Annotated in this window: 22 protein-coding genes and 1 other RNA gene; 11 read left to right on the top strand and 12 right to left on the bottom strand. The window is 46.5% G+C overall.

Annotated elements, in window-relative coordinates; all coding sequences use genetic code 11:
• Nucleotides 1–295 precede the first annotated feature (295 nt).
• Nucleotides 296–1,531 (bottom strand): S-adenosylmethionine:tRNA ribosyltransferase-isomerase, encoded by a 1,236-nt coding sequence (locus tag NC99_RS13215; protein WP_053184449.1) that lies wholly within the window; start codon nt 1,529–1,531, stop codon nt 296–298.
• Between the two features lie 71 nt (nt 1,532–1,602).
• Here NC99_RS13215 and NC99_RS13210 point away from each other — a divergent pair, with 71 nt between their 5' ends.
• The 3 genes from NC99_RS13210 (at nt 1,603) to NC99_RS13205 (ending at nt 4,583) form a co-directional block, all read left to right on the top strand.
• Complete coding sequence (locus NC99_RS13210; RefSeq protein ID WP_053184447.1) at nt 1,603–2,643, top strand: Smr/MutS family protein; 1,041 nt, start codon at nt 1,603–1,605, stop codon at nt 2,641–2,643.
• Nucleotides 2,644–2,687: 44 nt separating this feature from the next.
• An RNA gene (rnpB, locus tag NC99_RS13295) (RNase P RNA component class A) lies at nt 2,688–3,073 on the top strand.
• A gap of 94 nt (nt 3,074–3,167) precedes the next feature.
• Nucleotides 3,168–4,583: a capsule assembly Wzi family protein gene (locus NC99_RS13205; RefSeq protein WP_053184445.1), complete on the top strand. Its 1,416-nt coding sequence runs from the start codon at nt 3,168–3,170 to the stop codon at nt 4,581–4,583.
• Between the two features lie 7 nt (nt 4,584–4,590).
• Here the strand turns inward: NC99_RS13205 and NC99_RS13200 are convergent, their stop codons facing one another.
• Nucleotides 4,591–5,760, bottom strand: a complete 1,170-nt coding sequence (locus NC99_RS13200) for a glycosyltransferase family 4 protein (protein ID WP_053184444.1) — start codon at nt 5,758–5,760, stop codon at nt 4,591–4,593.
• Between the two features lie 338 nt (nt 5,761–6,098).
• Here NC99_RS13200 and NC99_RS13190 point away from each other — a divergent pair, with 338 nt between their 5' ends.
• Nucleotides 6,099–6,620: a UpxY family transcription antiterminator gene (locus NC99_RS13190; protein WP_053184440.1), complete on the top strand. Its 522-nt coding sequence runs from the start codon at nt 6,099–6,101 to the stop codon at nt 6,618–6,620.
• 19 nt (nt 6,621–6,639) lie between these two features.
• On the opposite strand, the gene NC99_RS13185 is transcribed toward NC99_RS13190, so the two are convergent.
• Nucleotides 6,640–7,029, bottom strand: a complete 390-nt coding sequence (locus tag NC99_RS13185) for a VanZ family protein (RefSeq protein ID WP_053184438.1) — start codon at nt 7,027–7,029, stop codon at nt 6,640–6,642.
• Between the two features lie 139 nt (nt 7,030–7,168).
• Here NC99_RS13185 and NC99_RS13180 point away from each other — a divergent pair, with 139 nt between their 5' ends.
• Nucleotides 7,169–8,164, top strand: coding sequence for a metallophosphoesterase family protein (locus NC99_RS13180; protein ID WP_053184437.1), 996 nt, complete (start codon nt 7,169–7,171; stop codon nt 8,162–8,164).
• Between the two features lie 16 nt (nt 8,165–8,180).
• On the top strand, nt 8,181–8,657 hold the full coding sequence (locus NC99_RS13175) for a hypothetical protein (protein ID WP_053184486.1): 477 nt from the start codon (nt 8,181–8,183) through the stop codon (nt 8,655–8,657).
• Nucleotides 8,658–8,719: 62 nt separating this feature from the next.
• Here the strand turns inward: NC99_RS13175 and NC99_RS13170 are convergent, their stop codons facing one another.
• The 9 genes from NC99_RS13170 to NC99_RS13130 all read right to left on the bottom strand — a co-directional run bounded on the left by NC99_RS13170 (nt 8,720) and on the right by NC99_RS13130 (nt 18,124).
• A complete protein-coding gene (locus tag NC99_RS13170) occupies nt 8,720–9,589 on the bottom strand; it encodes an enoyl-ACP reductase FabI (protein WP_053184435.1) in 870 nt (289 codons plus the stop codon).
• Between the two features lie 90 nt (nt 9,590–9,679).
• Nucleotides 9,680–10,429 carry a tetratricopeptide repeat protein gene (locus NC99_RS13165; RefSeq protein WP_053184433.1) on the bottom strand — a complete coding sequence of 250 codons (750 nt, stop codon included), beginning with the start codon at nt 10,427–10,429 and terminating at the stop codon, nt 9,680–9,682.
• Nucleotides 10,430–10,440: 11 nt separating this feature from the next.
• Nucleotides 10,441–12,255, bottom strand: coding sequence for a BatD family protein (locus tag NC99_RS13160; protein WP_053184431.1), 1,815 nt, complete (start codon nt 12,253–12,255; stop codon nt 10,441–10,443).
• Between the two features lie 55 nt (nt 12,256–12,310).
• Nucleotides 12,311–13,123: a tetratricopeptide repeat protein gene (locus tag NC99_RS13155; RefSeq protein ID WP_053184428.1), complete on the bottom strand. Its 813-nt coding sequence runs from the start codon at nt 13,121–13,123 to the stop codon at nt 12,311–12,313.
• Nucleotides 13,120–14,151: a vWA domain-containing protein gene (locus NC99_RS13150; RefSeq protein ID WP_239684454.1), complete on the bottom strand. Its 1,032-nt coding sequence runs from the start codon at nt 14,149–14,151 to the stop codon at nt 13,120–13,122. The genes NC99_RS13155 and NC99_RS13150 overlap by 4 nt, the downstream gene beginning before the upstream one ends.
• 12 nt (nt 14,152–14,163) lie before the next feature.
• Nucleotides 14,164–15,159 (bottom strand): vWA domain-containing protein, encoded by a 996-nt coding sequence (locus tag NC99_RS13145; protein WP_239684453.1) that lies wholly within the window; start codon nt 15,157–15,159, stop codon nt 14,164–14,166.
• A gap of 7 nt (nt 15,160–15,166) precedes the next feature.
• Nucleotides 15,167–16,159 carry a hypothetical protein gene (locus tag NC99_RS13140; protein WP_053184426.1) on the bottom strand — a complete coding sequence of 331 codons (993 nt, stop codon included), beginning with the start codon at nt 16,157–16,159 and terminating at the stop codon, nt 15,167–15,169.
• Between the two features lie 5 nt (nt 16,160–16,164).
• Nucleotides 16,165–17,046, bottom strand: coding sequence for a DUF58 domain-containing protein (locus tag NC99_RS13135; protein ID WP_053184424.1), 882 nt, complete (start codon nt 17,044–17,046; stop codon nt 16,165–16,167).
• A gap of 82 nt (nt 17,047–17,128) precedes the next feature.
• Complete coding sequence (locus NC99_RS13130; protein WP_053184421.1) at nt 17,129–18,124, bottom strand: AAA family ATPase; 996 nt, start codon at nt 18,122–18,124, stop codon at nt 17,129–17,131.
• 182 nt (nt 18,125–18,306) lie between these two features.
• Between NC99_RS13130 and truA the strand changes: the two genes are divergently transcribed.
• The 5 genes from truA to NC99_RS13105 all read left to right on the top strand — a co-directional run bounded on the left by truA (nt 18,307) and on the right by NC99_RS13105 (nt 25,370).
• Entirely contained in the window at nt 18,307–19,071 is a 765-nt protein-coding gene (truA, locus tag NC99_RS13125) for a tRNA pseudouridine(38-40) synthase TruA (protein WP_053184417.1), read from the top strand.
• A 492-nt stretch (nt 19,072–19,563) separates the two neighbouring features.
• Nucleotides 19,564–21,174 carry a thiamine pyrophosphate-dependent enzyme gene (locus NC99_RS13120; RefSeq protein WP_053184415.1) on the top strand — a complete coding sequence of 537 codons (1,611 nt, stop codon included), beginning with the start codon at nt 19,564–19,566 and terminating at the stop codon, nt 21,172–21,174.
• A gap of 12 nt (nt 21,175–21,186) precedes the next feature.
• Nucleotides 21,187–21,768, top strand: a complete 582-nt coding sequence (locus tag NC99_RS13115; RefSeq protein WP_053184413.1) for an indolepyruvate oxidoreductase subunit beta — start codon at nt 21,187–21,189, stop codon at nt 21,766–21,768.
• Nucleotides 21,769–21,849: 81 nt separating this feature from the next.
• Complete coding sequence (gene ilvD / locus NC99_RS13110; RefSeq protein ID WP_053184411.1) at nt 21,850–23,526, top strand: dihydroxy-acid dehydratase; 1,677 nt, start codon at nt 21,850–21,852, stop codon at nt 23,524–23,526.
• Between the two features lie 407 nt (nt 23,527–23,933).
• Nucleotides 23,934–25,370 carry an arylsulfatase gene (locus tag NC99_RS13105; RefSeq protein ID WP_053184409.1) on the top strand — a complete coding sequence of 479 codons (1,437 nt, stop codon included), beginning with the start codon at nt 23,934–23,936 and terminating at the stop codon, nt 25,368–25,370.
• The last annotated feature ends 158 nt before the right edge of the window (nt 25,371–25,528 follow it).

Below are 25,528 nucleotides of genomic sequence, written 5' to 3'. Positions count from 1 at the left end.
GCGTCCACTTCTTGGCGGGGAAGCCATGTACGAACCTACACGCGTTCACTTCTTGGCGGGGAAGCTTTGTACAAATGTACACGCGTTCACTTTTCACCGGGGAAGCTTTGTACAAACCTACATGCCTCCACTTCTTGGCGGGGAAGCGATGTACGAACGTACACGCCTCATTTTTGTAAGACGGTCGTGTACAAACATTCAAGCCCCATTTTTCGGCCGGACAAGTTTTTAAACGTTGTTAAAGCTTTCGCGGAGCATAGTGCCGTTCACTTCGGGTGAAGCCCTCGCTGGCCGGCTACTTCAAATACAAATTGCTGTCGCCGTAACTCAGAAAGCGGTAGTTGTTGTCGAGCGCATGCTGGTAAATGCGCTGCCAGTCGTTGCCCACATAAGCAGAAATGAGCAGCAGCAGCGTGCTTTGTGGTTGGTGAAAGTTGGTGATCATCCCATCAACAATTTGGAATTGATAGCCGGGAACGATGATGATTTGCGTAGAAGCAATCAGGACGGTAAGTTGGTGGCGATCCATGTAGTTGATTAGTGCTTGCAAAACGATTTTGACTGGCTGTTGATCGGCATTTTCGTAGGGCGCCCACTGTTCGACATGCAGATTGGCGGGTGACTGGTTGGCATCGTTCATCACTGAAACTCCCAGCCAATACAGGCTTTCCAGCGTGCGAATGGAGGTCGTTCCCACGGCAATGAGCTTCCCTTCTTTCCGAAGAAGCTGTTCAATCAGCTGGCGCGAAACCACAAACTGTTCCGCATGCATCTCATGATCGGCAATGGTGGCTGCCTTTACAGGTTTGAATGTTCCGGCCCCCACATGCAGGGTCACTTCGGTGCAGCTGATGTTTTTCTTTTTCAGCGAAGCAAAAACCGAATCCGTAAAATGCAGTCCGGCCGTAGGTGCGGCAACCGAGCCTTTGATTTTCGAATAAATGGTTTGGTAGCGCTCCAGGTCGCTGGCTTCGGTGTCACGGTGCAAGTAGGGTGGAATGGGCAAAATTCCGCTGGCTTCAATCAGCGACGCAAAATCAACCGAATCATCATTCCAGCTAAACTCAACCAGCACATGCTCGCGCGACTGGCTTAGCTTTTCGGCCACCAGCGTTACTGCTTTTCCATCCACGTCAACCAACCGCTCCAGGGGTTCGTGTTTCCATTTCTTCAGGTTGCCTACCATACAATTCCAGCTACAGCGGCGGGTTTGCTGAAAAGCCAATTGGTAGTCGGCCGGATGAGCCGGGTCGAGACAGAAGATTTCAATTTGAGCACCGGTTTTTTTCTGAAACGGCATCCTGGCGCGAATCACTTTCGTATTGTTGAAAACCAGCAAGCTTGATTCGGGCAAAAAATCAGCAAGGCTTTGGAAGCTCGCATCTTCAATTTGGCCATTCTTCCAAACCAACAGCTTTGAAGCATCGCGCTCAGCCAGTGGATATTTTGCAACCCGCTCGTCGGGTAGCTCATAGTTCAAAGCTTGCGCACTTTGGTCAAATACCGGTTTTATGGATGATTTTTCACTCATGGGGCGCAAAAGTACGGAATAATTATTTTCGGTAGAAATTGTTCTTAATTTTGGGATAAAATTAGAATGTCATGATAAAAGTAGGCGATCGGGTTAAATTTATGAATGATGTCGGCGGCGGCATCGTGACCAAAGTAGTGAGTAAGTCGTTGGTGAATGTGGAGAATGACGATGGCTTTGAGATTCCCACCTTGGTTTCGGAGTTGGTTGTGGTCAGTGAAGAATTGGCAGCCACGAAAAAACCTTCCGTTCAGGATTTTGTTGCGCAGGCCCAACCGGGCAAAAAGGAACCGGAGAAAGCCCCGGCAAAGGAAGAAGCCGTGCTGATTGAGGGCAATGATGAGCCTAATTTTCAATTGGCCTTTGTACCCGACGACAGCCGAAATCCACTGGATGGATCGATTAAGCTTTACCTGATCAACGATAGTAATTTCTCGGTTTTGTATCATTTTTCGCAGTTTGATGGCGTGGAATATGAAACAAAAGAAGCAGGTGAGCTGGAACCCAATACCAAGCTGTGGCTGGACTCCATTGCGCAGGTTGACATTGCCGGACTGCCGGAGTATTTCTTTCAGTTGATTTGCTACCGCGAAAAATCCAGTCGATTGGAGCGTCCGGTGGAGGCGTCGGTGAAAGTCAACCCGGTGAAGTTTTATAAGTCCGGAAGTTTTGTGGCCAATGACTTTTTCAGCGAAAAAGCCATGTTGATCAAGCTGAATCAGAATGTCATGGAGCAGGCGGTGGAAGCGCTGACGGAGAAGGATGTGAAGCAGGCGGTTCGTCAGAAAGAACCAGCCCGAAAACCAAAGCCGGTGCTTGAAAATACCGATTTGCTGGAAGTGGACTTGCACATTCATGAGCTACTCGACGACACGACCGGCTTATCCAACAAGGAAATGTTGGATTTGCAGTTGACTCATTTTCATGGGAAAATGGATGAAGCCATCAAAAAGCAGGTGAAGAAAGTGGTATTCATTCATGGTTTGGGCAATGGAACCTTAAAGCAGGAGCTGCGTCGCGAGCTCTCACATCGCTATAAGAAATACGCTTTTCAGGATGCCAGTTTCCAGGAATACGGCTATGGCGCAACCATGGTTATTCTACGAAAATAAATCATCTGGAAGAATTGGAATTTCATTGATTTTCATAATTTTGCAGCGCAGACCGCTCTATCGCTTTTCCCGATTCGTCGGGGAAGGAGGAAAGTCCGGGCAACGCAGGGCACCAAGTTTCTTAATGGGAAGGCGGGCGAAAGCTTGCAGTAGTGTAGCAGAAAATAACCGCCCCGAGTACTCGGGGTAAGGGTGAAAAGGTGAGGTAAGAGCTCACCGGTTCCGGGGGTGACTTCGGAAGCCGTACACCTCTTGGGTTGCAAGACCAAATATATCACGACCAGGGGCGGCCCGTCCCATTCCGACTTAGTCGGAAGTCGTGAGGGGTAGGTTGCTAGATCGTAGCAGTGATGCTGTGGCCAGATAAATGATAGAGGCTCTTCGTTTTTTACGGAGAGTACAGAACCCGGCTTACAGGTCTGCGTTTTTTTTTTTAATCCACACAAACGATTGACGTGAATACCAAAATTGTTTGTGTGGTTTTGATGATAAGGCAAGAGCAAGCTTGAAAGTGTTTCAAACCCATGATAAAAAAACTATTCTCGCTCTTCACCGCCGTTCTGATGTCATGCAGTTTGCTGGCCCAGTTAGATGATGAAAAGCCTTCCATTAACCTTCACGCCCGAAGCTTGATTTCGTCTGGAGGACAAATTCCCTTTTGGTTGCAAAGCAATCAGCTTGGAGTGATTGATTCGGAAGACCCGTTCCAGCAACTCTTTTTATTTCAATTGTCCCGAAATCCTATGGAATCAACGGATCAACCGATGGTTTCCTACGGATTAAATCTGTTGGGCCGTCTTTCCGAGCAAGCCGCATTTCAGCCGATCGAATATTGGGGACGCATGCATTTGAAGCAATGGTATCTGCATGTGGGGGCCAAATCAGAACCTGTTTTTGCGGATGGACTTTCACTCACCAACGGGAATTTGTTTTTGTCGAACAATGCCCGCCCCATGCCGCGCGTTGGGTTTGGAGTAACTGGTTGGCACCCGTTTAACCAGGGCTGGTCGAATCGGTTTGCTTTTGACTTGGAGTACAACGAGTATTTTTTACTGGATGATCGGGTGGTAGAGGATGCCAAATTGCATCATAAACGATTGGATATTCAGTATTCGATTTCTTCTGAATGGACTTTTTCTGCCGGATTGGATCATTGGGTTTATTGGGGCGGCAACTCGCCTGAGTATGGCCAGTTGCCGGGTTTTGAAGATTATTTGCGATATGTGTTTGGAAAAGTTGGCAGTGACACTGCTCCGGAAACCGACCGCAATAATGTTGCCGGCGACCAGTTGGGGCAATATCTCGTTTCCTTGCAACACGACAATCAAAGACATCATCTAAACTTATACTGGCAACACCTTTGGGAAGACGGCTCGGGCACGCGTTTTGAGAATGCGCCTGATGGCTTGTGGGGAATTCATTGGAAACAAAAAGAACAAGATCGCTTGCTGGAGTCTGCTGTGGTTGAATACGTCAACACCCGGCATCAAAGCGGGCGGTTTCACAAAGCGCCCGATCCTGATCGCCCGGGTGAAGTGTTTGGCAATGGCCGTGACAATTACTTCAACAACAGCGTGTATCGCTCGGGTTTTGTTTCCTATGATCGGATGATGGGACTTCCGTTATTTATGCCGGTAATCAATGAGGATGGGGTTTCTGTTGGTTTTGCAAACACCCGCATGTGGGCCATTCATCAAGGCATGAGGGGCTGGCTGTCGGATGATTTAAGCTGGAAAACTTTGCTCACTTATTCGAAACACTACGGGCAACATGGGGCAGAGTATGACGCTCCCAAAGAATTTTTGTCGCTCGGTACCCAGCTTGCCTATTCACTTCCGAAAAAGCCACTGGCATTCACATTAAAACTGGCTTACGACCAAGGCTCACTGATGGATTCAGGCTTTGGCGCTGAATTTCGAATCTTGTTCGAGCTAAATTGATTTCCAATTAATTCTGATAGATTTTCTTTTTTGCCTCCGTAAACCGGAAAGGGTCTTCCTGAATTGGGATTCCTGTTGAAAGAATTTTTCGAGTCAGCTTGATTTGATGATCTCTGCTAAGCTTGATTTGGTCACTCCGTCTTTTAAGGAGGCCAATGGCCGCAAAACTTAGGCCTAAAAGGATCAGAAAACTTGAAGTCGCTGATAAATAAGCTGAAGTGGCCAGGGTAAACGAAACAAAAAATCCTGTGTACAAAACCAAGAAAGCACTGGCCTGGATATGCTTCATCCCCGATTGAATCAGCAGATGGTGAATATGATTCATATCGGGCGAAAAAGGTGATCGTTTTTGGTATAGGCGGATAATAAATACCCGCAGGGTATCCGTTACCGGTACGATAAATAGCGCCAAGGCAAAAGCTGGTGCATTTTGAACCTTTAAGAGCGCCGGGGCAGTTACGTTAAAACTGAGAAACTTTATCACCAGAATTCCCAGTAAGCCACCCAGAATTAAGGAGCCTGTATCGCCCATGAAAACTTTATTGTCGCCGCCCCATAAGTTGAACCGCAGGAATGCCAGCAAGCTGCCGCTCACCGCAAAACTCAATATAGCATATTCAAAATGTCCGGTGATGAAAAACCAGATTCCCAGCACACCCGATGCGAAAAACGAAATTCCCGCGGCCAATCCGTCAATGCCGTCAATTAAATTCATCGCATTGATTAGCAGTAGCAAAATCATGAAAGAAAGTGGGGCACTGAGCCAAATACTAATTTGATTGAAAAAGAATAAATTGGCAAGACTTGTAATCTGGACATTGCCTAAACCCACTAAAATGGCCGCCGCGGCCATCTGAACGAATAACTTTTTACGTGCTGAAATAATTAAGATGTCATCTTTCAAACCAATAAAAAAGAGCATTAAAAGTGCAGCAAAAATGTATCGCAGTTCTGTGAATTCAAGATTTCCCATGAAGAGGGTGGAGCCCAGGCAAATACCAATAAAAATGGCGACTCCGCCCAGGGTGGGAACCACAGTCTTGTTCAGTTTTCTTGAATTTGGAACATCAAACAGGTGTTTTTCGTTTGAGATCCGCACGATTGGCGGAATGGTTATGTATGTAAACAAAAAACTGGCTGTAACCGCTGCGAAGATTATTAATAAGTATTCAGTCATAAAAAATGGTTTGATTCGGCAAAGATAAAATTACCCTATGTTTTTTAACAGGTTTTAATGTTATTAAAATGTTTTCTTTTTCATTTTCAAGGGGTTCGCTATTTATTTCCCGATGATCAATACGTCTCGATATTTTCTGATTTCCCTTGTCTGTCATCGTATTTTCAAGATTCCGCATCAGCGCAAACTCCAAATTGCATACCTTTGTGGACTGGTTAGTCATGGAAGGCATCTTCTAATGAATTCCGAAAAAGCCAAAATGGTAACCCCTGTTCAACTTATTTTTAGATGAAATATTTCAAAAACAGTTGCGTTGTTCGACAAAATATTTTCATACGATGGAAAAAGGCGAATACAAATGGCATGCCGTATATGTAAAATCGAGAACAGAGAAGAAGTCACTTGATGAACTGACACGCAGAGGCATCGAGGCTTATTTGCCCCTTCGAATTACAAAAAAACAGTGGAGCGATCGTGTGAAAATGGTTGAAGAGCCGTTGTTGCGTGGCTACATGTTTGTGCGGGTCAGCTTTCGCGAATATGTTGAGGTGCTTAAGCCCAGCGGGGTGATGGCTTTTATCTCGTTTGGCGACGAATTGGCAGAAATACCTGAGAAGCAAATTAGCGATTTGAAACTTTTTCTTGAAAAAGTGAACTCATCAGTTCAGGTGACCAATGAGACTGTTGCCAAAGGGCAAAAAGTGCGGATCGTTGTCGGGGCTTTAGCTGGAATTGAGGGGGAAATTTCCGAAATCAGGGGAAAGAAAAGAATCGTTTTGCGTTTCGATAAATTGGGATGTTCCATTTTTGCCGATGTGGCCATTGAGTTTATTGAAACAGTTGAACCGATTGACGATTGACCGATTGACCGATTTGCAGCTAGGTATGTTGTAATCGCATATGCTTATTCATGAAATTATAAAGCGCAATTCCCAGGGCAACTCCAGTAATATTGGCCACAATATCAAAAACCGAAAAGTGACGGCCGGCATTCATTAGAATTTGCAACCACTCCATCAATAATCCCCAGCCAATAACAAAGCTGTACAATTTCCAGCGGGCAATTTTCTTAGCATGAAAGGTCCATAAAATCAGAATTGAAAGTACAAAATACATCCCGGCGTGCACTAGTTTGTCGGCACCCGGAAAAAATGGAACGTTGGGTAAGTCGTTGGCCGGAATGAGCGACAAAGTTGCAACCAGAAAGACATAGAAGCCAGTTGTTGCAATTTTTATTCGAAATGGAACATGATTGAATAATTTTTTCATGATTTTCTTAACGTGTCACGTTCGTTTTTGTTGTTATTTCAGAATAACACTTTTGATAATGATATTCTCAATTTGATTGTACGATAGCTTGTTTGGTTCGCAAGGATTTTCGTATTTTGAAACTTCAAAAATAAGGATAATGAATAAAAGATTAAGTTTTACCCTCCTGTTTTTCCTGACCATGACCAATCTGATTCAGGCACAGGAAATTAACTTGAAATTTCGTGCTGACCAATCGTTTAAAATTGTTCAGTTTACCGATGCGCACATCAAAGCCAATGATCCCGCATCGAAGGCAGCGTTTGCAACCATGGCGGCAGTGCTCGATCTTGAACAGCCCGATCTGGTTGTTTATACTGGTGACATCGTCACGGGAAAGCCGGTGGAAAAAGGGTGGAATCTGGCAACAGCGCTTTGTATCGAACGTGACATTCCGTTTGCGGTAGTATTTGGAAATCATGATGATGAAGATGGGGTTTCGCGGGCGCAGTTGACGGAACTGATAACCCGGATGCCTTATAGCTTGTTGCAGCCCAAAGTGGACGGAGTAAATGGCTATGGCAATTATGTGTTGGAAATTAAGTCGGCCAAAAGCGATGGGAATGCGGCATTACTTTATTGCATGGATTCAAACGCCTACAGCACCATGGAAGGGATTGAAGGCTATGGATGGTTTCATATCGACCAGGTGAATTGGTATCTTGAGCAAAGCCAGATTCAGCAACAGAGACATGGCAAGATTCTGCCGGCTTTGGCTTTTTTCCATATTCCGCTCCCCGAGTACCGGCAAGCGTATGGAAACGAAAAAAATCCGCCCATTGGTGTTCGATTTGAAGACGAATGCGCACCGGAGATTAATACGGGCATGTACGCTGCCATGCTGCATGCCGGCGATGTAATGGGGACTTTTGTCGGCCACGACCATGTAAATGATTATATGGCTTACCTGAATGGAATTGCGTTGACCTACGGACGTTTTACGGGTGGAAAGACCACTTATGGTGATTTGCCCAATGGCGCGCGGGTGATTGTGCTGAAGGAAGGAAAACGCGCATTCAGCAGTTGGATCAGGCTTGGAAACGGCGACAAACTTTTGCCCGTTGAATTTCCGGCTGATTTTCTTTCTGAAGAATAATTTTTTAATCAAAAACATGAAAGCTTCCTCCCTGAAAGAATTACGAGACGAGTTGAAGATTTATCCTCCTGAGCAATTGCAGGCGTTGTGTATTCGCCTGGCAAAATTCAAGAAAGAAAATAAAGAACTGCTCACTTATTTGTTGTTTGAGGCTGATAATGAGCAATCTTATGTCGAATCGGTGAAAATAGAGATGGATGAAAGTTTTGAATCAATAAACAGGCGAAGCACTTATTTAATCAAAAAAAGCCTGCGTAAAATTTTGCGCGACACCAACAAATACATCAAATATTCGGGCATAAAAACCACCGAGCTAGATCTGCTGATCTATTTTTGCCGCAAAGTCAGGACATCGAAGATTCCTCTATCGCGAAGTGTGGCCTTGCAAAATATCTATGTGCGGCAAGTAGCAAAAATAGAGTCTGTTTTGGCGAAACTGCATGAGGATATTCAGATTGACTATCAGGATGACCTTCGGTTTCTAAAAGCTTAAGGCACAAAAAAACGAAGTCAGTTTCCCCGGCTTCGTTTTTTGTTTTATACGTTTTTGGTTTACTAATCGTAACGATGATCGTGATCTCCGGCATCGCCACATTCACAATCACATCCCAATCCCTTTTCGTATTGTTCCAGCGCTCTCAGGCTCATTCCCATTGAGGAGAATCCACCATCGTGAAAGAGGTTCTGCATGGTTACTTTGCGGGTCAAATCCGAAAATAAGGTGATACAGTAGTCGGCACATTCATCGCCGGTGGCATTACCCAGTGGAGACATGCGTTCTCCGAAATCCAGCAATTTATCAATTCCTTTCACTCCACTTCCGGCTGTAGTCACTGTTGGTGACTGCGAAACCGTGTTGATTCGAACGTTCCGTTCGCGGCCGTAGATATAGCCGAAACTGCGTCCGATTGACTCAAGCAGTGCTTTGGCATCGGCCATGTCGTTGTAGCCGTAAAAAGTGCGCTGAGCGGCAACATACGAAAGTGCAACCACGGAACCCCATTCGTTAATGGCGTCGAGCTTGCGCGCAACCTGCAAGACTTTGTGAAAAGAGATCGCGGAAATATCCAGCGTTTTGTCGAGATAGTTGTAATCCAGGTCACTGTAGTGGCGGCCTTTGCGAACATTGGGCGACATGCCGATGGAATGTAGAATGAAATCTATTTTTCCACCCAAAACTTCCATCGATTTTTTGACTAGATTTTCGAGGTCTTCAACATTGGTTGCATCAGCAGCAATCAATTCAGCACCACATTTTTCAGCAAGTTTTGCGGTTTCGCCCATACGCAGGGCCACGGAAGTATTCGTTAATGTAAATGTCGCTCCTTCTTCAAAAGCACGTTCTGCAACTTTCCAGGCAATCGAATCGGCGTTTAGTGCACCGAAAATGATTCCCTTTTTACCTTTAAGTAAATTATAAGCCATGATTTTAAATTTATGAGTAAAACAACGCTCGTTAAAAATGGTTGTAAAAATGTTTCGAACAATAAAAAAACCGGCTGTTGCCGGCGTTTTTTAGATTTTTTCCAGACTGTTTTCAGGTAACCAGCCCTGGTTTCCATCAGCCAAACGGATTTGTCTCCAACTTCCCAGGCTATCTTTTATTTCAACCTTTAGTCCTTCATGAATTAAAAAGAGATCGGTTCCACTTTCTGCCGGCGAACTCTTTACCGTTACGCTAGGTTGAACAATAATGGCAAAATTATGGCTGATCATCTGTTTTTTCTGCCGCGCGGCAAAGTTAAAACTAAATATGGAAATGGCTACAATTAAAATTCCCACCCAAAACGAAAGCCGTTTGACTGCCGTTGTACGGGTAAAAAAGAACAAGCCGGCCAAAACAAGAAACAGAATAAAGGATATGACACTGATCTTTGCCCAGCCGTCAGCCGGGTACTTGTTGGCCAGGTTGTTCCACCAGCGCACAAAAAAAACTTGCGGCAAAGGTTCAATGGCATCAATCACATGCTGGTTGGCCAGCTCGAGATTAAACTCAATGTCTTCATCGTTGGGTGCCAGAAGTTTGGCCCGTTCGTAATTGATGATAGCTGGCGTAATTTGGCCATTTTTGTAGTAGGCGTTTCCCAGGTTGTAGTACACTTCAGCCGACTCCCGGTTGCTGTTTAAAACCTCCTGGTAAGCGGTAATGGCTTCTTCGTATTGCTGATTGGCGTAATGCTCGTTGGCTTTTTCCAACAGGGCATCTTGTGCCGGCGCACTCAATGAAAGAAGCAGGATGAATAGGATTTGAAAGCTCGTTTTCATTTTTCCAGTTTTTAACGAATTTGTTTTTCCAGTTTCCCCATCAATTTGACGGCCTTTTGGTAAATCTCCTCAATGGTTCCTTCAACAGCACTTGGCGCGTAACGGGCGTATTCACAATTATCTACAATGTGAATAAACTCTTCAATGGCTTCGGTTTCAACCTGGCGTTTTTTGAGTGCTTCGGTGGCATTGACACGATTTAGGTCGGCTACCGGAATACTCAGCTTGTCGCTTAAATAGCCCCAGAAAGCTTTTAAAACAGCCTCGTAAAACTCTTCTTTCTTGTTGTTTTTCAGGTGTGTGGCAGCCACTTTCAGGCGTTTGCGTGCTACCTTGTTGGCTTTTTTATTTCGAAGAAGTTGTACATTGGCGTTTTCTTTTAGTTTCTTACGGTAAACCAGTACAATGATGGCAAAGGCCAGTAACGCACCAAGATAAATTAAGTAGAAAGCGGTGCTTCCGAAGAAAAGGGCTTCTTTCTCCTTCAATTTGTATTTGCCTTGTTTGATGTATCGAATATCCTGACCAATCAGCCGAAGATTTTCTTTGGAGTAGGCGCTGGTGACCGTAGCGCTTTGTTCGTCGCTGCCTTTTTCGACCGATAGGACAAACTCCTGCGATTGCTGTTGTTTGAACTGGCCCGTGGCCGGATTAAAGCTGGCAAACTTGATTGGTGGAATGGTGTAGTCGCCTGCAAACCTTGGTATAAAGAGGTATTCGAAGGTTTTTGTTCCGTTCAAGCCATTGTTGGTGGCATTTAAGCTCTCGTTTGTTTTGGGGTCGTAAACCTCAAAATCGACCGGGAATTCGATTTCGGGCGCGTCAATTAAACGAAGGTTTCCGCTGCCCGAAACGGTAATTTTCAGGGTTGCTGCTTCATTTGATTTGAGCTGCTGCTTATCGATTGTGGCCGCAAAATTCAGATTGCCAACACCGCCATAAAATCCATCGGGCCGCGATGGCAATTCTTTCACGTTAATGTTTACCGGATCGCTGACCACCTTGGCCTGAATGGTTCGGTAGTTGTCGAAAAAGTCGTCGAAAAAGCTGCGTTGCTGGCGGATTTGCTGCCGCACCATGCAGGTAATTTCAAAGGGATCGACGGTAATCCGACCAGTTTGCTGCGGAAAGAGGATGGTCTTTTTCAGCACACCAACCTGGTAAATTTTGTTGTTGTACACTTCCCTGGAGAAGCTAATCTGGTTGGGAATTTGAATTTCCTGTGTCCAAAAACCAGCGTAGGAAGGAATTTTGACATCATCAAAGCTGGTGATGGGAACCTCGGGAGAAACATAGATTTTAACGGTAGCTATGATTTGCTCTCCCCTAAAAACGTTGCTTTTGTCGAGTTCGACTTTCACAAACAAGTCCTCTTTGCTAATCGTTCCACTTGGCGTTGCCGACTGCTGTTGTTGCTGGCTGCCTGTAGCGCCTTGCGAACGCTGTTCCTTGACCACTTCGATGGTCAGCTCATTGGACTCGTAAACTTTGCCGTCAATGGTGATGGACGCTGGTCGAATGGTAAAGGTTCCTTCCTCTTTGGCCCGCAGAATATAAATGTAGGAATAGGTGTAAGACTGTGTGACCACACCATTGATTGTTTGACTGCTGAAACTTGTGGATGAAGACGGGCCCATCAATACATCAAAGTTTGAGATGTCTGGCAGTTTCAGGTCTGTTCCACGTTCGTTTGAGACGAATGACAAACGAAACTGTTCGCCAACGGAAACCGCATTTGGGCCCGACATGGTGAACTTCACGGCGTCGGCCTCGGCAAAAAAGGCCGGAATGAGAAGCAAAAGTGTAAATAGGAGTCTTTTAACCATTTTACTCAGTTATGCTGTAATTTTAATTTTCGTGCAAAAGTAAGAAATTAAACCACTACCAGTCTTTGTCGGTTTGGCGCTGTTGTGCTTTGGCTGCTTGTGCTTTTTTTACTTTTTCCTGAATTTTTTCTTCATCGTTTTGCAAGGCCTGCAACAACCGTTCCGCGTTTTCCTTCGAAATTTTTTGTTCCTGAGGTTGTTGTTTTTGCTGCTGGTCTTGTTTATTCTGATCTTGATTTTGCTGATCCTGTTTCTGCTGGTCCTTGTCCTTTTGATCCTGATCTTTGTTCTGATCTTGTTGATCCTGATTTTGCTGTTGGTCCTGATTTTGATCTTGTTGATCTTTGTCCTGATCTTTATTCTGATCCTGATTTTGCTGCTGTTGCTGTTCTTGCTGCTTTTTCAGGTTCATGGCGTAAACCAGGTTGTATTTGCTTTCCAGGTCTTCCGGGTTGTTGCGTAAGGCTTTTTTATAAGCTTCAATGCTTTCATCGAGCTTGTCCTGCATCATCATCGAATTGCCGAGGTTGTGATAAGCCCGCGACTTTTCAATTTTGTCCTCACTCTTTTCGGCAATTTCTTCAAACTTGGAGGTTGCCTCTTCAAACTTCATTTGCTTGTACAGCGCATCGCCGAGGTTAAAGTTCCACTTCAAATCATCGGGTCGTTTTTCCAATGCTCTACGGTACGCCGTTTCAGCCTGGCTAAAAGCCGTGGTGTCCAGCTTAGTGCTGTCTTGTAGCGCTTGCTCAAAAATTTCGTTTCCCTGCCGCACAAATTTGCGTTCGTTTTGTGCCTGGGCAGTTATTCCCATTACCAGCAGGAGAAGGATTATTCCGGTATGTGTCATTAACTTTTTCATCATCATCCAAATAATTTGATGTTTTTCAAATATTTGTTTTTTCGATCTAAAATCAAAAAGTCAAACAGCAGCATCAAGATGGCAAATCCCAGGAACCACTGAAATTGGTCTTCGTAATCGGAATAAACCAGTGACTCCATTTCTGCTTCTTCCATTTTGTTGATCTCATTAAATAGGGTATTTAAACCCACTTGCGCGTTGTTGGCCCGCACGTAAATGCCATTTCCGGCCGCAGAGATTTGCTGCAGCATTTCCTCGTTCAGTTTAGTAACCACAACGTTGCCTTCTTTGTCTCTGCGGTAATCACGTTGACCATTGTTGACAACGGGAATCGGACCGCCTTGTGGCAATCCCATCCCAATGGTATGCACGATGATTCCGTTTTCAGCAGCGGCTGTGGCTGCCCCAATGGCATCGTCCTCGTGGTTTTCCCCGTCGGTAATGACAATGATGGCTTTATTACCCTCAAATTGGGGGCTGAAGGAGACCGAGGCCATTTCAATCGCTGCGCCAATGGCGGTTCCCTGGCGGGGTACGATATCTGTACTAACCGCATTCAGAAACAATTTCGCCGATGGGTAATCCGAGGTGATGGGTAATTGCGTGTAGGCATCGCCGGCAAATACAATCAGCCCGATTTTGTCATCCGTCAGGTTGTCGACCAGACGTGAAATGGCTCGCTTGGAGCGTTCCAACCTGTTGGGCTGAATATCTTCAGCCAGCATGGAGTTGGAGACATCCAGCGCGATGATTAGTTCAACGCCTTCGCGTTTAACGGTTTTGAGCTTGCTGCCGAATTGGGGCTGGGCGATGCCCACAATAATGGCGCTGATGGCCAGCAACCAAATGATAAACTTAACAACCGGGCGTGATTGGCTTACATTGGGCATCAGCTGGCTGATGATTTCCTTTTGTCCAAAACGCTCTAAAGCCTTGCGGCGCTGTCTCCGCGTCATCCAAAAAAGGATGATGAGCACGGGGATGATGGCCAGTGCGTATAAGTATTCGATATGTGCAAATCTGAACATTTCCATAGTCTGCTCCATTTAAGGAATGTTTCTAAATAAGGTGGTTTTCAGAAATAGTCCTGTCAGTAAAATGAATCCGGCAAGCAAGGCATAGCGGCTAAACTCTTCATCTTTCCGACTGTATTCTTTCACATCCATTTTAGATTTTTCCAATTGGTCAATTTCTTCGTAAATCTGAACCAGCTTGTCGTTATTGGTGGCGCGGAAGTACTGACCATCGGTAATGTCGGCTATTTTCTGCAAGGTTTCTTCATCAATCTTCACTTCCACATCCTGCATTTGTATGCCGAAGGGGGTTTGAACAGGGTAGGGCGCTGTTCCGATCGTTCCCACGCCAACCGTGTACACGCGAATACCAAAGGTTCTGGCCAGCTCGGCAGCCGTTTCCGGCGCGATTTCGCCCCGGTTGTTTTCACCATCGGTGAGTAAAATAATGACTTTACTGATGGCGTCGCTTTCTTTTAGCCGTGCTACCGAAGTGGCCAATCCGTTCCCAATGGCTGTCCCATCTTCAATCATGCCACTTTCAATATCCTTAAACAGATTGATCAGTACGGCATGGTCGGTGGTTAGCGGACATTGCGTAAAACTTTCGCCGGCGAACACAACCAGGCCCATTTTGTCGTCGCGGCGGCCCGAGATAAATTCGGTTGCTACATTTTTGGCGGCCACCAGCCGGTTGGGCTGAAAGTCGCGGGCCAGCATGGAGCTGGAAATATCGAGCGCAATCACAATGTCAATTCCTTCGGTGGTCACATCCTGCCAGCTGTTGGACGACTGTGGACGGGCCAGCGCCACGGTGAGTAGTCCGATGCCAGCCAGTTGCAGTAAAAAGGGTAGGTGTCGCAAGTAGTGTTTCCAGCTTTTCGATAAGCCGGCAAATCCTTTCACGCTCGAATACCGGATGCTGGCTCCCGCCTTGCGATACTGAAACAAGTACCACACGATCATGGGAATCAATACCAGCAAGAGGTAAAAAAACTCCGGATTCTTATATGTTATTCCGTTCATCATCTTTCTGTTATTTTAAATCAACATCTTCGCCTTCGCGTTCATCTTTTGGCTGGCTGGCTTTTTTGTCTTCTTGCTTGGTCTGGTTCACAAAAAAGTAAGCGTTCATCAGCGTCAGGTTATGATCGTCAGGGAGTGGCTTGTATTTGGCGAACTTCACCAAGTCCGACAGGCTCAGAATGTTTTTCAGTTCTTCCAATGATTTTTGCGAAATCAGGTTTTTGCGTTCTTCAAAAGCCCGGATGGTTTCGTGAGAGGTGTATTCCATCGCCTGAATATTGAACCGGTCTTCAATGTAGGTACGCAGGGTGTCGGACACCAAACTGTAGTAGGTTTTGATGTCTTCGGTTTGCCAAAGCTTTTCTTCCTTGATCCGATCCAGCTCACGAAGCGCAACAATGTGCGGCGGTTCTTTGGGCTTGGCCGGCTTTACAAAAATAGGCTTGTTCTTGCGTCTCCGCTGCAGGTAGTAGAACAAGAAAAAGAGCAAAGCTCCAATTAAAATCGCACCCAAAATATAGGGTGTTACTTCTTTCAGCGTCACCGGCGCCTCGTAAGGTTTTTTGATGTCAACTGGCCCCTTGGTGGTGTCAATGGGCATACTGTGGACAAAAAACTCGGCTGGCAGGGTTTCGATGGTGTCAGCCAACTCATCGTACTGCAGGCGAAACTGAAGCGATGGGACTACCTGTTTTCCGCTGTCGAAGGAGGTGATGGTCAGGTTTTGGATGATCTTAATTTGGTTGGCTTCATCCAACTCGAAGGTGTCCAGCGGCGATTGCTCAATCACTTCAACGGTCGGTGACAGCGAATCGCCAATCAACGGAAATTCAATGTTCACATTGTTGGGCTGGTCCAGCTCAATCCGCAGGTTAAATTGATCGCCAATTAAAACATTGGTTGAATCAATGACGGCCCGGGCCTGTATGCGTTGTGCCTGAACGGCTGTTGTCTGAATCAGGATCAGTCCGATCACAACCGCTATGTTTTTAAATCCTCTCATGCTTTTTATGCTTTTAACCCCCGCTTTTTGAACAATGTCATCAGCGATCTCACATAGTCTTCGTTGGTGTTGATGTTGGCATAATCCACGCCACTTTTTTTGAAGGCCGTGTCCAGCTTCTGATTGGTTTCGCGCCACCAGCGGGCATAGTTTTCCCGAACCTTTTTGCTACTGCTGTCCACCCAAACGTATTCATTGGTTTCGGCATCCTTCAGCTTAACCATACCAATTGGAGGCAGTTCGGTTTCTCGTTCGTCGTATATGCGCAGGGCCACAATGTCGTGCTTATTGTTGGCAATGGAAAGCGCCTTGTCAAAATCCGGTTCATTTTGAATGAAGTCGGAAATAATGAAACTGGTGCATCGCTTTTTAATGGCGTTGGTCAGGTAACGAATGGCTTCGGTAATGTTCGTGCCTTTGTTTTCCGGTTCAAAGTCAATCAACTCACGGATGATCCGCAGGATGTGGGATTTTCCTTTTTTTGGCGGGATAAATTTTTCAATCTTTTCAGAAAAGAAAATCACCCCAATTTTATCGTTGTTTTGAATAGCAGAAAACGATAGAATGGCCGAAATCTCGGTGATCACATTTTTTTTGAATTTTTCGAGCGAACCAAATTCGCGCGAACCACTCACGTCAATCAGCAACATGACCGTCAGTTCACGTTCTTCCTCAAATATTTTGATGTACGGCTTGTGGTAGCGGGCAGTCACATTCCAGTCGATGTTTCGGATGTCGTCGCCAAACTGGTATTCGCGCACTTCGCTGAAGGCCATTCCGCGCCCCTTGAACGCTGAGTGGTATTCGCCGGCAAAAATATTCCGGCTCAAACCCCGCGTTTTAATTTCAATCTTCCGTACCTTCTTTAGTAACTCCGTGTGTTCCATACTTACAAGTTTGTAAAAGTTCAAAGTTTAAAGTTTCAAGTTGCCCAACTCGCAACTCATAACCCGTAACTCAAAACTCGTTTTACGGAACTTCAACCGTGTTCAAAATATCGGTAATAATTTCTTCGGATGTGATGTTGTTGGCCTCGGCTTCATAGCTTAGTCCGATCCGGTGGCGCAGCACGTCGTAGCACACGGCACGCACGTCTTCCGGCACAACATACCCGCGTCGTTTAATAAACGCATAGGCTTTGGCGGCCTGCGCCAGGCTGATACTTGCCCGGGGCGAACCTCCGTATGAAATCATGTCGGCGTATTTTTCGAGCTTGTACTCGGCAGGCTCGCGGGTGGCAAACACAATGTCGACAATGTACTGGCTGATTTTCTCATCCAGGTAAACATCTTTGACGACTTCGCGGGCGTTCAAAATATCTTGTGGTTGCAAGATGGTAGTTGCCTTCGGAAACTGCTTCAGCAGATTTTGCTGAATGATCAGTTTTTCCTCCGCCTTTTTCGGATAGTCAATCACCACTTTCAGCATGAAACGGTCAACCTGTGCTTCGGGCAGTGGGTAAGTTCCTTCCTGCTCAATCGGGTTTTGGGTAGCCATCACCAGGAAAGGTTCCTGCAATTTGAAGGTTTCGTCGCCAATGGTGATCTGGCGTTCCTGCATGGCTTCCAGCAAGGCGGATTGCACTTTAGCCGGTGCCCGGTTAATCTCGTCGGCCAATACAAAGTTGGTAAAGATGGGCCCTTTCTTAACGATGAATTCTTCGTTTTTCTGACTGTAAATCAACGTACCCAGCAAGTCGGCGGGTAACAAGTCGGGGGTGAACTGAATGCGGGCAAAATCGGCACTGATGGTTTGAGCCAGCGTGTTAATGGCCAGGGTTTTTGCCAGTCCGGGCACCCCTTCCAGCAGAATGTGACCGCCGGAAAGCAAGCCAATTAATAAACTTTCTACCAAATGTTTTTGGCCAACAATGACCTTGTTCATTTCCAAACTGATCAAATCCACAAAAGAGCTTTCCTTTTGGATTCGTTCATTCAATTCACGAATATCAACTGCTTGATCCATATTTTAATTATTTGTTTCGATTTTGGTTGACGAAAATACTTCAATCATCTACTAAAAAGGATGTAACTTTGTTAAAAGTTGTTAAGTTAACCTCCCGCTGAAAGAGCTGTAAAATTAACAATTTCAGCTGTTCATTCAGCCTTTTCTGATATCTTTTTTACATTTGCGAAAATTAACTGATTTTGAAACAACGTTATTTTATCGAGTTAGCGTATAATGGCACCCGCTTTCATGGTTGGCAGGTTCAGCCCAATGCGAAAACGGTGCAGGAATCGCTGGAAAAAGCGCTGAGCACGGTTTGCCGCGAACCGATTGCGGTGACTGGTGCCGGACGAACCGACACCGGTGTACATGCCAGCTACTTTGTGGCGCATTTCGATTCGGAGAAAACGGCGCTCGATCATCCGGATTTCAGCTATAAAATGAACAGTTTTCTGGGTGCCGATTTGGTGTTGTTTCGCATCAGTAAAGTGAATTCCGAAGCGCATGCCCGCTTCGATGCTACCTCGCGTACCTACCATTATTTCATCAACAAGCGTAAAGATCCGTTTGCACAGGAAACTTCCTGGTATTTGAACCGCCCGCTCGATGTGGATGAAATGAATGCGGCCTGCGCGGTTCTGTTTGACTACATCGATTTTACCAGCTTTAGCAAACTGCACACTGACGTGAAAACCAACAATTGTACGATTTACGAGGCCAGTTGGGCTCGCAAGGGTCAGCAGTTGGTGTTTACCATTAAGGCCGACCGCTTTTTGCGCAACATGGTGCGGGCCATTGTGGGTACGCTGGTTGAAGTGGGGCGCGGTAAGCTGACAATTTCCGAAGTACGGCAGATCATTGAAGCAAAAGACCGCGGTCTGGCCGGCGCATCAGCTCCTGCCGAGGGCTTGTTTCTGGCCGACATCAGTTATCCTGAGAATGTTTTTCAACGGATGGAGGGTTGAGTTTCAGGTTTCAAGTTCTAAGTTTCAAGTTCCAAGTTTCGAGTTTCGGGTTTCGAGTTTCAAGTTCCAAATTGAGGAACGCTGCAGGTTTAGTGATAGCGATCGTTTTGTCGCGAAAAGCCAAGGAGTGGGCTGCAAGTATCAAGCATCCAGTATCGAGAATCCAGTATCCAAACCTTAGGCGAAGGATCGACTGTCTAAAAATGTCCGGACCTTTTTAAAAAAGGTACCGATGTTTTTGAAAAAGGTCCTGATCTTTTTCAAAAAAGTCTGGATGTTTTTTCAGCAAGGTCCAGACCTTTTTCAAAAAAGTCTAGATATTTCTAAAAAAAGTCCGGATGTTTTTCAAAAAAGTCTAGATGTTTTTTAGCCAGCTCCGGACGTACATCGAAACCGTGGTTTTATCATTTTCCGAGCTTTGTAATTTATATTGGTTCTAAGGTGTGGACTGCTAATTTTGAAGTCTCAAAACGAAATCAATAAATCAACACTATGCATAAGCATTTATTACTTGGAGTGGAAGCGATTGGGCAGGGCGCGATCGACGGAGGAATGTCGGGCGTATATGCCTATCCGGGAACACCTTCAACAGAAATTACCGAATATATTCAGGAGAATGAGTTGGCTATTGAGCGCCAACTGCACAGCAAGTGGTCGGCCAATGAGAAAACGGCCTACGAAACAGCTTTGGGCATGAGCTACGCCGGAAAGCGAACCATGGCCTGTATGAAGCACGTGGGGCTGAACGTAGCGGCTGACGCCTTTATCAATTCGGCTATTACCGGGGTGAATGGTGGCTTTGTGCTGACTGTTGCTGACGACCCGTCCATGCATTCGTCGCAGAATGAGCAGGACTCGCGGTATTACGGACAGTTCGCCATGATTCCGGTGCTGGAGCCATCAAACCAGCAGGAAGCCTACGATATGGCCCGAGAGGGTTTTGCCCTTTCCGAAGAAACCGGAGTGCCGGTGATGTTACGGATCACCACGCGCCTGGCTCACTCCAGGGCCGGGGTGGAGTACAAGCCGGTGTTGGATGAAAACCAGCTGAGCATGCCGCAAGATCCACGTCAGTTTGTGCTGCTTCCGGCCATTGCGCGCCGCCGGTATAAGTCTTTGCTCGACAAGCAAGCGTCGTTTGTCAAACTTTCCGAAGCATCGAAATACAATCAATATACCGATGCAGCCGACAAAAGCATGGGCATTGTTTGCTGCGGAATTTCGTACAACTACCTGATGGAGAATTATCCCGATGAAGCTTGTCCTTATCCGGTGTTGAAGATTTCGCAATACCCGCTTCCCGAAAAACAATTGAAAAAGATGGAGGCGGAATGCGATTCGATTTTGGTGTTGGAAGAAGGCTATCCGCTGGTTGAAGAGCAACTGAAAGGCTATTTTGCGGGCGGAACGCCAATCAAAGGGCGGCTCGATGGAACTTTGCCACGCGATGGTGAGTTGAACCCGGATTTGGTAGCGAAAGCTTTGGGTAAGGAAACTTACGTGGGCATTCAGGTTCCTTCGGTGGTTGCTAACCGTCCACCGGCTTTGTGCCAGGGCTGCGGCCACCAGGATGCTTACGAAGCCATGAACGAAGTGCTGGCCGACTATGGCAAGGGCCGTGTGTTTTCGGATATTGGCTGCTATACTTTGGGGGCGCTTCCGCCTTACGAAACGATCAACTCGTGTGTGGATATGGGGGCGTCGATTACCATGGCGAAGGGCGCGGCTGACGCGGGTTTGATCCCCGCAGTGGCCGTCATTGGCGACTCCACTTTTGCGCACTCGGGAATTACCGGCTTGCTCGACGCAGTGAACGAAAAGTCAAACATCACCGTAGTGATTTCTGATAATGAATCCGTATCGATGACCGGTGGACAGGATTCGTCGGCCTATGGAAAAATTGAAAGCATTTGCGAAGGATTGGGCGTTGACCCGGCACACATTCATGTGATTGTTCCCTTGAAAAAGAATCATGCTGAATTGGTGAAGCTGTTCCGCGAAGAGCTCGAATACGAAGGTGTTTCGGTGATTATTCCGCGCCGCGAATGTATTCAGCGGGCCAGCCGCCGCAAGAGAAATATCAGCCGTCATGCCAATCATTAAAAAACTGAAACAATGAAATCAAACATCATATTAGCCGGCGTTGGCGGACAAGGAATTTTATCCATTGCCGCCGCCTTGGGAACCGCCGCCCTCGAAAACAACCTGTACCTAAAACAAGCCGAAACCCATGGTATGAGCCAGCGCGGCGGTGCGGTGGTTTCGCACATGCGTATTTCCGACAAACCCATCGCTTCGGATTTAATCCAGATGGGAACTGCCGACCTGATTTTGTCGGTTGAACCCATGGAATCGTTGCGTTACTTGCCTTTTCTTTCAGCAAAGGGTTACCTTGTGACCAACACCACGCCTTTCGTCAATATTCCGAATTATCCGGAATACGAAAAGGTGATGGAAGAAATCCATAAGCTTCCTCGCTTTATTGCGATTGATGCGGACCGGATCGCCAAGGAAGCCGGCAACGCGCGTGCTTCAAACATGGTGATGCTTGGCGCTGCCAGCCCGTTTATCGACATCGATTTTGCGAAACTGGAAGATGGGATCCGCGAGGTATTTGCCCGAAAAGGGGAGCAGATTGTGGAAATCAACTTGAAAGCGATTCGCGCAGGCCGGCAGTTCTCAGAGGAAAACAAGTAAGGTTTAGCGACTATATCCTTCCAAACAATATTCAACAGGAAACGTTAACAAATCAGTATTAACGACCTGAATGAAATTGTTATGGAAAAGAAATTGAATCGATATAGCGAAAAAATTACACAAGACGAGAGCCTTCCCGCGTCGCAAGCCATGCTTTATGCCATCGGGATGAGTGAGAATGATCTCCGGAAAGCCCAAGTGGGAATTGTAAGTACCGGCTTTCAGGGGAACCCGTGCAACATGCATTTGAATGGTTTGGCCGACGCGGTCAAGCGGGGAGTCGATGCTCAGAAAGAGTTGTATGGACTGGTTTTTCATACGATTGGCGTGAGCGATGGTATCACCAATGGCACCGAAGGAATGAAATATTCGCTTCCCTCGCGCGAAATCATTGCCGATTCGATAGAAACCGTTGTGAGCGCCCAGTTTTACGACGCCGTGATCCCGATTGTGGGTTGCGACAAAAACATGCCCGGAGCCATGATTGCCTTGGGGCGGCTAAATCGTCCGGGAATTCTGATGTACGGCGGCACGGTAAAAAAAGGACGGTGGAAAAACCGGGACTTGAATATTGTGTCGGCTTTTGAAGCCTACGGCGAACGCATCAAAGGCAACATGAGCGACGACGATTACAAAGGCATTATTCAGCATTGTATTCCGGGGTTCGGTGCTTGCGGGGGCATGTACACGGCCAACACCATGGCTGCTGCCATTGAATGTATGGGCATGAGCTTGCCTTATACCTCCTCCAATCCGGCTTTGAGCCAGGAGAAAAAATCAGAGACCGTTCAGCTGGGCGAAGCGATCAACGAATTGCTGCGGAAAGACATCAAACCCCGCGATATCATGACCAAGCAAGCTTTTGAGAATGCCATTCGCCTGATCATGATTTTGGGCGGATCGACCAATGCGGTGATTCATTTGGTTGCGATGGCAAAAGCCGTTGGAGTGGATTTGAAGATTGATGATTTTCAGCGGCTCAGCAATTCAACGCCGTTTTTGGCTGATTTAAAACCCAGTGGCGAATACCTGATGGAAGACCTGCATGATCAGGGTGGTGTGCCGGCAGTGATGAAATTTATGCTGAAAGAAGGTTTTCTGGATGGAAACTGTCTGACGGTAACCGGGAAAACTTTGGGTGAAAACCTCGAACGGGTGAGAGACCTGGATCAGAATCAAAAAATTATCCGGCCCTTGAGCAACCCCATCAAAAAGACGGGTCACCTGCAAATCTTGTATGGAAACCTGGCCGAAGATGGCGCGGTGGCCAAGATTACGGGTAAGGAAGGCGAATCATTCACCGGCCCGGCGCGGGTGTACGACGATGAGTTTTTAGCCATCAAGGGAATTTTATCTGAAGTGCAGAAAGGCGAGGTGATTGTCATCCGCAACTCGGGGCCCAAAGGCGGGCCGGGCATGCCGGAGATGTTGAAGCCAACCAGCGCGGTGATTGGTGCCGGCCTGGGCAAGGATGTGGCACTGATCACCGACGGCCGGTTCTCAGGCGGCTCACACGGATTTGTGGTAGGGCACATCACCCCCGAGGCGGTTGAAGGCGGGCTGATCGGCTTGCTTCGAAATGGTGATAGAATCACCATCGACATCACTAAAAACCAGTTGTCGGTTGATTTGAGTGAAGCGGAAATTGCCGAACGCCGAAAAGCCTGGGTGAAGCCCGAAAGCAAAGCCACTGGCGGAATGCTGAAGAAGTACGTCCAGTTGGTAGGGACTGCTTCTGAAGGCTGTGTGACGGTTTAAATGGCATGCCATAAAAGGGAAGGAAAAGCCACCGCCAGCGTGCTTAGTCATTGGGTGTCGCGGTTTCCGAACCGCGATTATAACTTCGTATCATCACGAATTTATTTGCTCTTAAAAACGAACCCAGCGGGTTCAAATGGTTATAGAAATTGATAATGGCGTATAGATGCGACCCCGCGGGGTCGAACTCATGATACCAATTCAATTTCTACAAACATAAAATTCCTCTGGAATTGAAAACAAAACAAACTTATTTTAATGCATGAGTTTTGTCTTCTACTCATATAGCAAAGTCCAGATCAAGTGAAGATTTTGGTGTATATTGCCCCGGCAGCTTTGTTGTTGGGGCATTATTGTTTATTTTGGTCCTGCTAAATAGATCTACTACTCAAATCAATCTCAAAAAAATGAATAAATCGATTTTCAGTGGGTTGGCAGCGTTGTCTGTATTTACGGCCTGCCAAACTGCACCAGAAAAGGAAAAACAAACACCAAAGCCCAACATTGTTTATATTCTGGCCGATGACTTGGGCTATGGCGACTTAAGTTGTTACGGCCAGCAAAAGTTTCAGACACCTCATCTCGATCGGCTGGCCAGTCAGGGCATGCTGTTTACCCAGCACTATGCCGGAAGTACGGTTTGCGCTCCGTCGCGTTCATCGCTGATGACCGGGTTGGATACCGGGCATACACCGATCCGCGGGAATAAAGGTTGGGAGCCGGAAGGCCAGTGGCCATTACCTGCCGAATCATTCACGGTACCCGAAATGCTGAAAGAAGCTGGCTATGTTACCGGTGCTTTTGGTAAGTGGGGACTTGGCTTTGTTGGTACCGAAGGCGATCCGAACAAGCAAGGCATTGATGAGTTTTACGGGTACAACTGCCAGAGTTTGGCGCACAATTACTATCCCGGGCATTTGTGGCACAACCAGGAGAAAATTGAACTGGAAGGCAATGTGGAAGATCAGTTTGAAACCTATGCGCCCACTTTGATTCATGAGCAGGCCCTGCGTTTCATCGAAGATAATAAGGATACGTCGTTCTTTTTATTTTATCCCAATGTGATTCCGCATGCCGAATTGCTGATTCCGGAGGAGTATATGGCCGAATTCAGGAATAAGTTTTTACCCGAACGTGTTTATGACGGTGCCAAGCCCGGCGACAGCCGTTTTCGTGAAGGATCGTATGGCTACCAGGAAGAATCGCATGCGGCATTTGCGGCCATGGTCACCCTGTTGGATCAGCAAGTGGGGGATGTGATGGCAAAACTCGCGGAGCTGGGTCTTGAAGACAATACCCTTGTCATTTTTACTTCGGACAATGGCCCGCACCTGGAAGGCGGTGCCGATCCGGATTTTTTCAACAGCAATGGCCCCTTGAAAGGTTATAAACGCGATTTATACGAAGGGGGAATCCGCGTGCCCATGATTGCCCGTTGGCCAGCCAATATTGTTGCTGGGAGCGTATCGGATCATGTTTCCGCTTTTTGGGACGTCATGCCAACTTTTGCTGAAATAGTTGATGCTGAAAAGCCTCAAAATATTCAAGGCATTTCATTTCTGCCGGCCTTGCTTGGCGAAGAAGGCCAGGAGCAGCATGATCAGCTGTATTGGGAGTTTCATGAGCAGGGCGGACGCCAGGCTATTCGGAAAGGAAACTGGAAGTTTGTTACTTACCAGGTCTTCAATCCTGAAAAACAAACTGAAGAGCTGTATGATGTGTCGGTTGATTTGGGCGAAGAAAACAATGTGGCCAGCGAGCATCCGGAGGTTGTTGAAGAAATGAAAGCGCTTCTGTCCGAAGCCCGGATACCTTCAGAGCCCTTTCCTTTTAGTGACCAATAGATACGCCATGGGACTGGTTCCTGAATTTATAACGGTTTGTTAATAAATTGTAACCTGTTGATTTTTGATGTAAAAATAGTAGGAGTTTTCAATTTGTTTAGCTTAATTCGCTACCGAAAAACCAATTCGGTCGATAAATAGTCAATCCTTAAAAACAA

It is taken from the genome of Sunxiuqinia dokdonensis (genome assembly GCF_001270965.1).
GTDB classification, from domain to species: domain Bacteria; phylum Bacteroidota; class Bacteroidia; order Bacteroidales; family Prolixibacteraceae; genus Sunxiuqinia; species Sunxiuqinia dokdonensis.
This window is presented reverse-complemented; position numbering and strand designations above follow the sequence as displayed.

What these genes read in the sequence shown, in the direction of transcription:
- NC99_RS13185 (WP_053184438.1), bottom strand. Translation starts at nt 7,029, where the DNA reads ATGAAAAAATTATTCAATCATGTTCCATTTCGAATAAAAATTGCAACA.
- NC99_RS13140 (WP_053184426.1), bottom strand. Translation starts at nt 16,159, where the DNA reads ATGAGAGGATTTAAAAACATAGCGGTTGTGATCGGACTGATCCTGATT.
- NC99_RS13205 (WP_053184445.1), top strand. Translation starts at nt 3,168, where the DNA reads ATGATAAAAAAACTATTCTCGCTCTTCACCGCCGTTCTGATGTCATGC.
- NC99_RS13170 (WP_053184435.1), bottom strand. Translation starts at nt 9,589, where the DNA reads ATGGCTTATAATTTACTTAAAGGTAAAAAGGGAATCATTTTCGGTGCA.
- NC99_RS13145 (WP_239684453.1), bottom strand. Translation starts at nt 15,159, where the DNA reads ATGATGAACGGAATAACATATAAGAATCCGGAGTTTTTTTACCTCTTG.
- NC99_RS13200 (WP_053184444.1), bottom strand. Translation starts at nt 5,760, where the DNA reads ATGACTGAATACTTATTAATAATCTTCGCAGCGGTTACAGCCAGTTTT.
- NC99_RS13155 (WP_053184428.1), bottom strand. Translation starts at nt 13,123, where the DNA reads ATGATGATGAAAAAGTTAATGACACATACCGGAATAATCCTTCTCCTG.
- NC99_RS13115 (WP_053184413.1), top strand. Translation starts at nt 21,187, where the DNA reads ATGAAATCAAACATCATATTAGCCGGCGTTGGCGGACAAGGAATTTTA.
- NC99_RS13165 (WP_053184433.1), bottom strand. Translation starts at nt 10,429, where the DNA reads ATGAAAACGAGCTTTCAAATCCTATTCATCCTGCTTCTTTCATTGAGT.
- NC99_RS13105 (WP_053184409.1), top strand. Translation starts at nt 23,934, where the DNA reads ATGAATAAATCGATTTTCAGTGGGTTGGCAGCGTTGTCTGTATTTACG.
- NC99_RS13215 (WP_053184449.1), bottom strand. Translation starts at nt 1,531, where the DNA reads ATGAGTGAAAAATCATCCATAAAACCGGTATTTGACCAAAGTGCGCAA.
- NC99_RS13175 (WP_053184486.1), top strand. Translation starts at nt 8,181, where the DNA reads ATGAAAGCTTCCTCCCTGAAAGAATTACGAGACGAGTTGAAGATTTAT.
- NC99_RS13150 (WP_239684454.1), bottom strand. Translation starts at nt 14,151, where the DNA reads ATGGAAATGTTCAGATTTGCACATATCGAATACTTATACGCACTGGCC.
- NC99_RS13130 (WP_053184421.1), bottom strand. Translation starts at nt 18,124, where the DNA reads ATGGATCAAGCAGTTGATATTCGTGAATTGAATGAACGAATCCAAAAG.
- NC99_RS13135 (WP_053184424.1), bottom strand. Translation starts at nt 17,046, where the DNA reads ATGGAACACACGGAGTTACTAAAGAAGGTACGGAAGATTGAAATTAAA.
- ilvD (WP_053184411.1), top strand. Translation starts at nt 21,850, where the DNA reads ATGGAAAAGAAATTGAATCGATATAGCGAAAAAATTACACAAGACGAG.
- NC99_RS13190 (WP_053184440.1), top strand. Translation starts at nt 6,099, where the DNA reads ATGGAAAAAGGCGAATACAAATGGCATGCCGTATATGTAAAATCGAGA.
- NC99_RS13160 (WP_053184431.1), bottom strand. Translation starts at nt 12,255, where the DNA reads ATGGTTAAAAGACTCCTATTTACACTTTTGCTTCTCATTCCGGCCTTT.
- NC99_RS13180 (WP_053184437.1), top strand. Translation starts at nt 7,169, where the DNA reads ATGAATAAAAGATTAAGTTTTACCCTCCTGTTTTTCCTGACCATGACC.
- NC99_RS13120 (WP_053184415.1), top strand. Translation starts at nt 19,564, where the DNA reads ATGCATAAGCATTTATTACTTGGAGTGGAAGCGATTGGGCAGGGCGCG.
- NC99_RS13210 (WP_053184447.1), top strand. Translation starts at nt 1,603, where the DNA reads ATGATAAAAGTAGGCGATCGGGTTAAATTTATGAATGATGTCGGCGGC.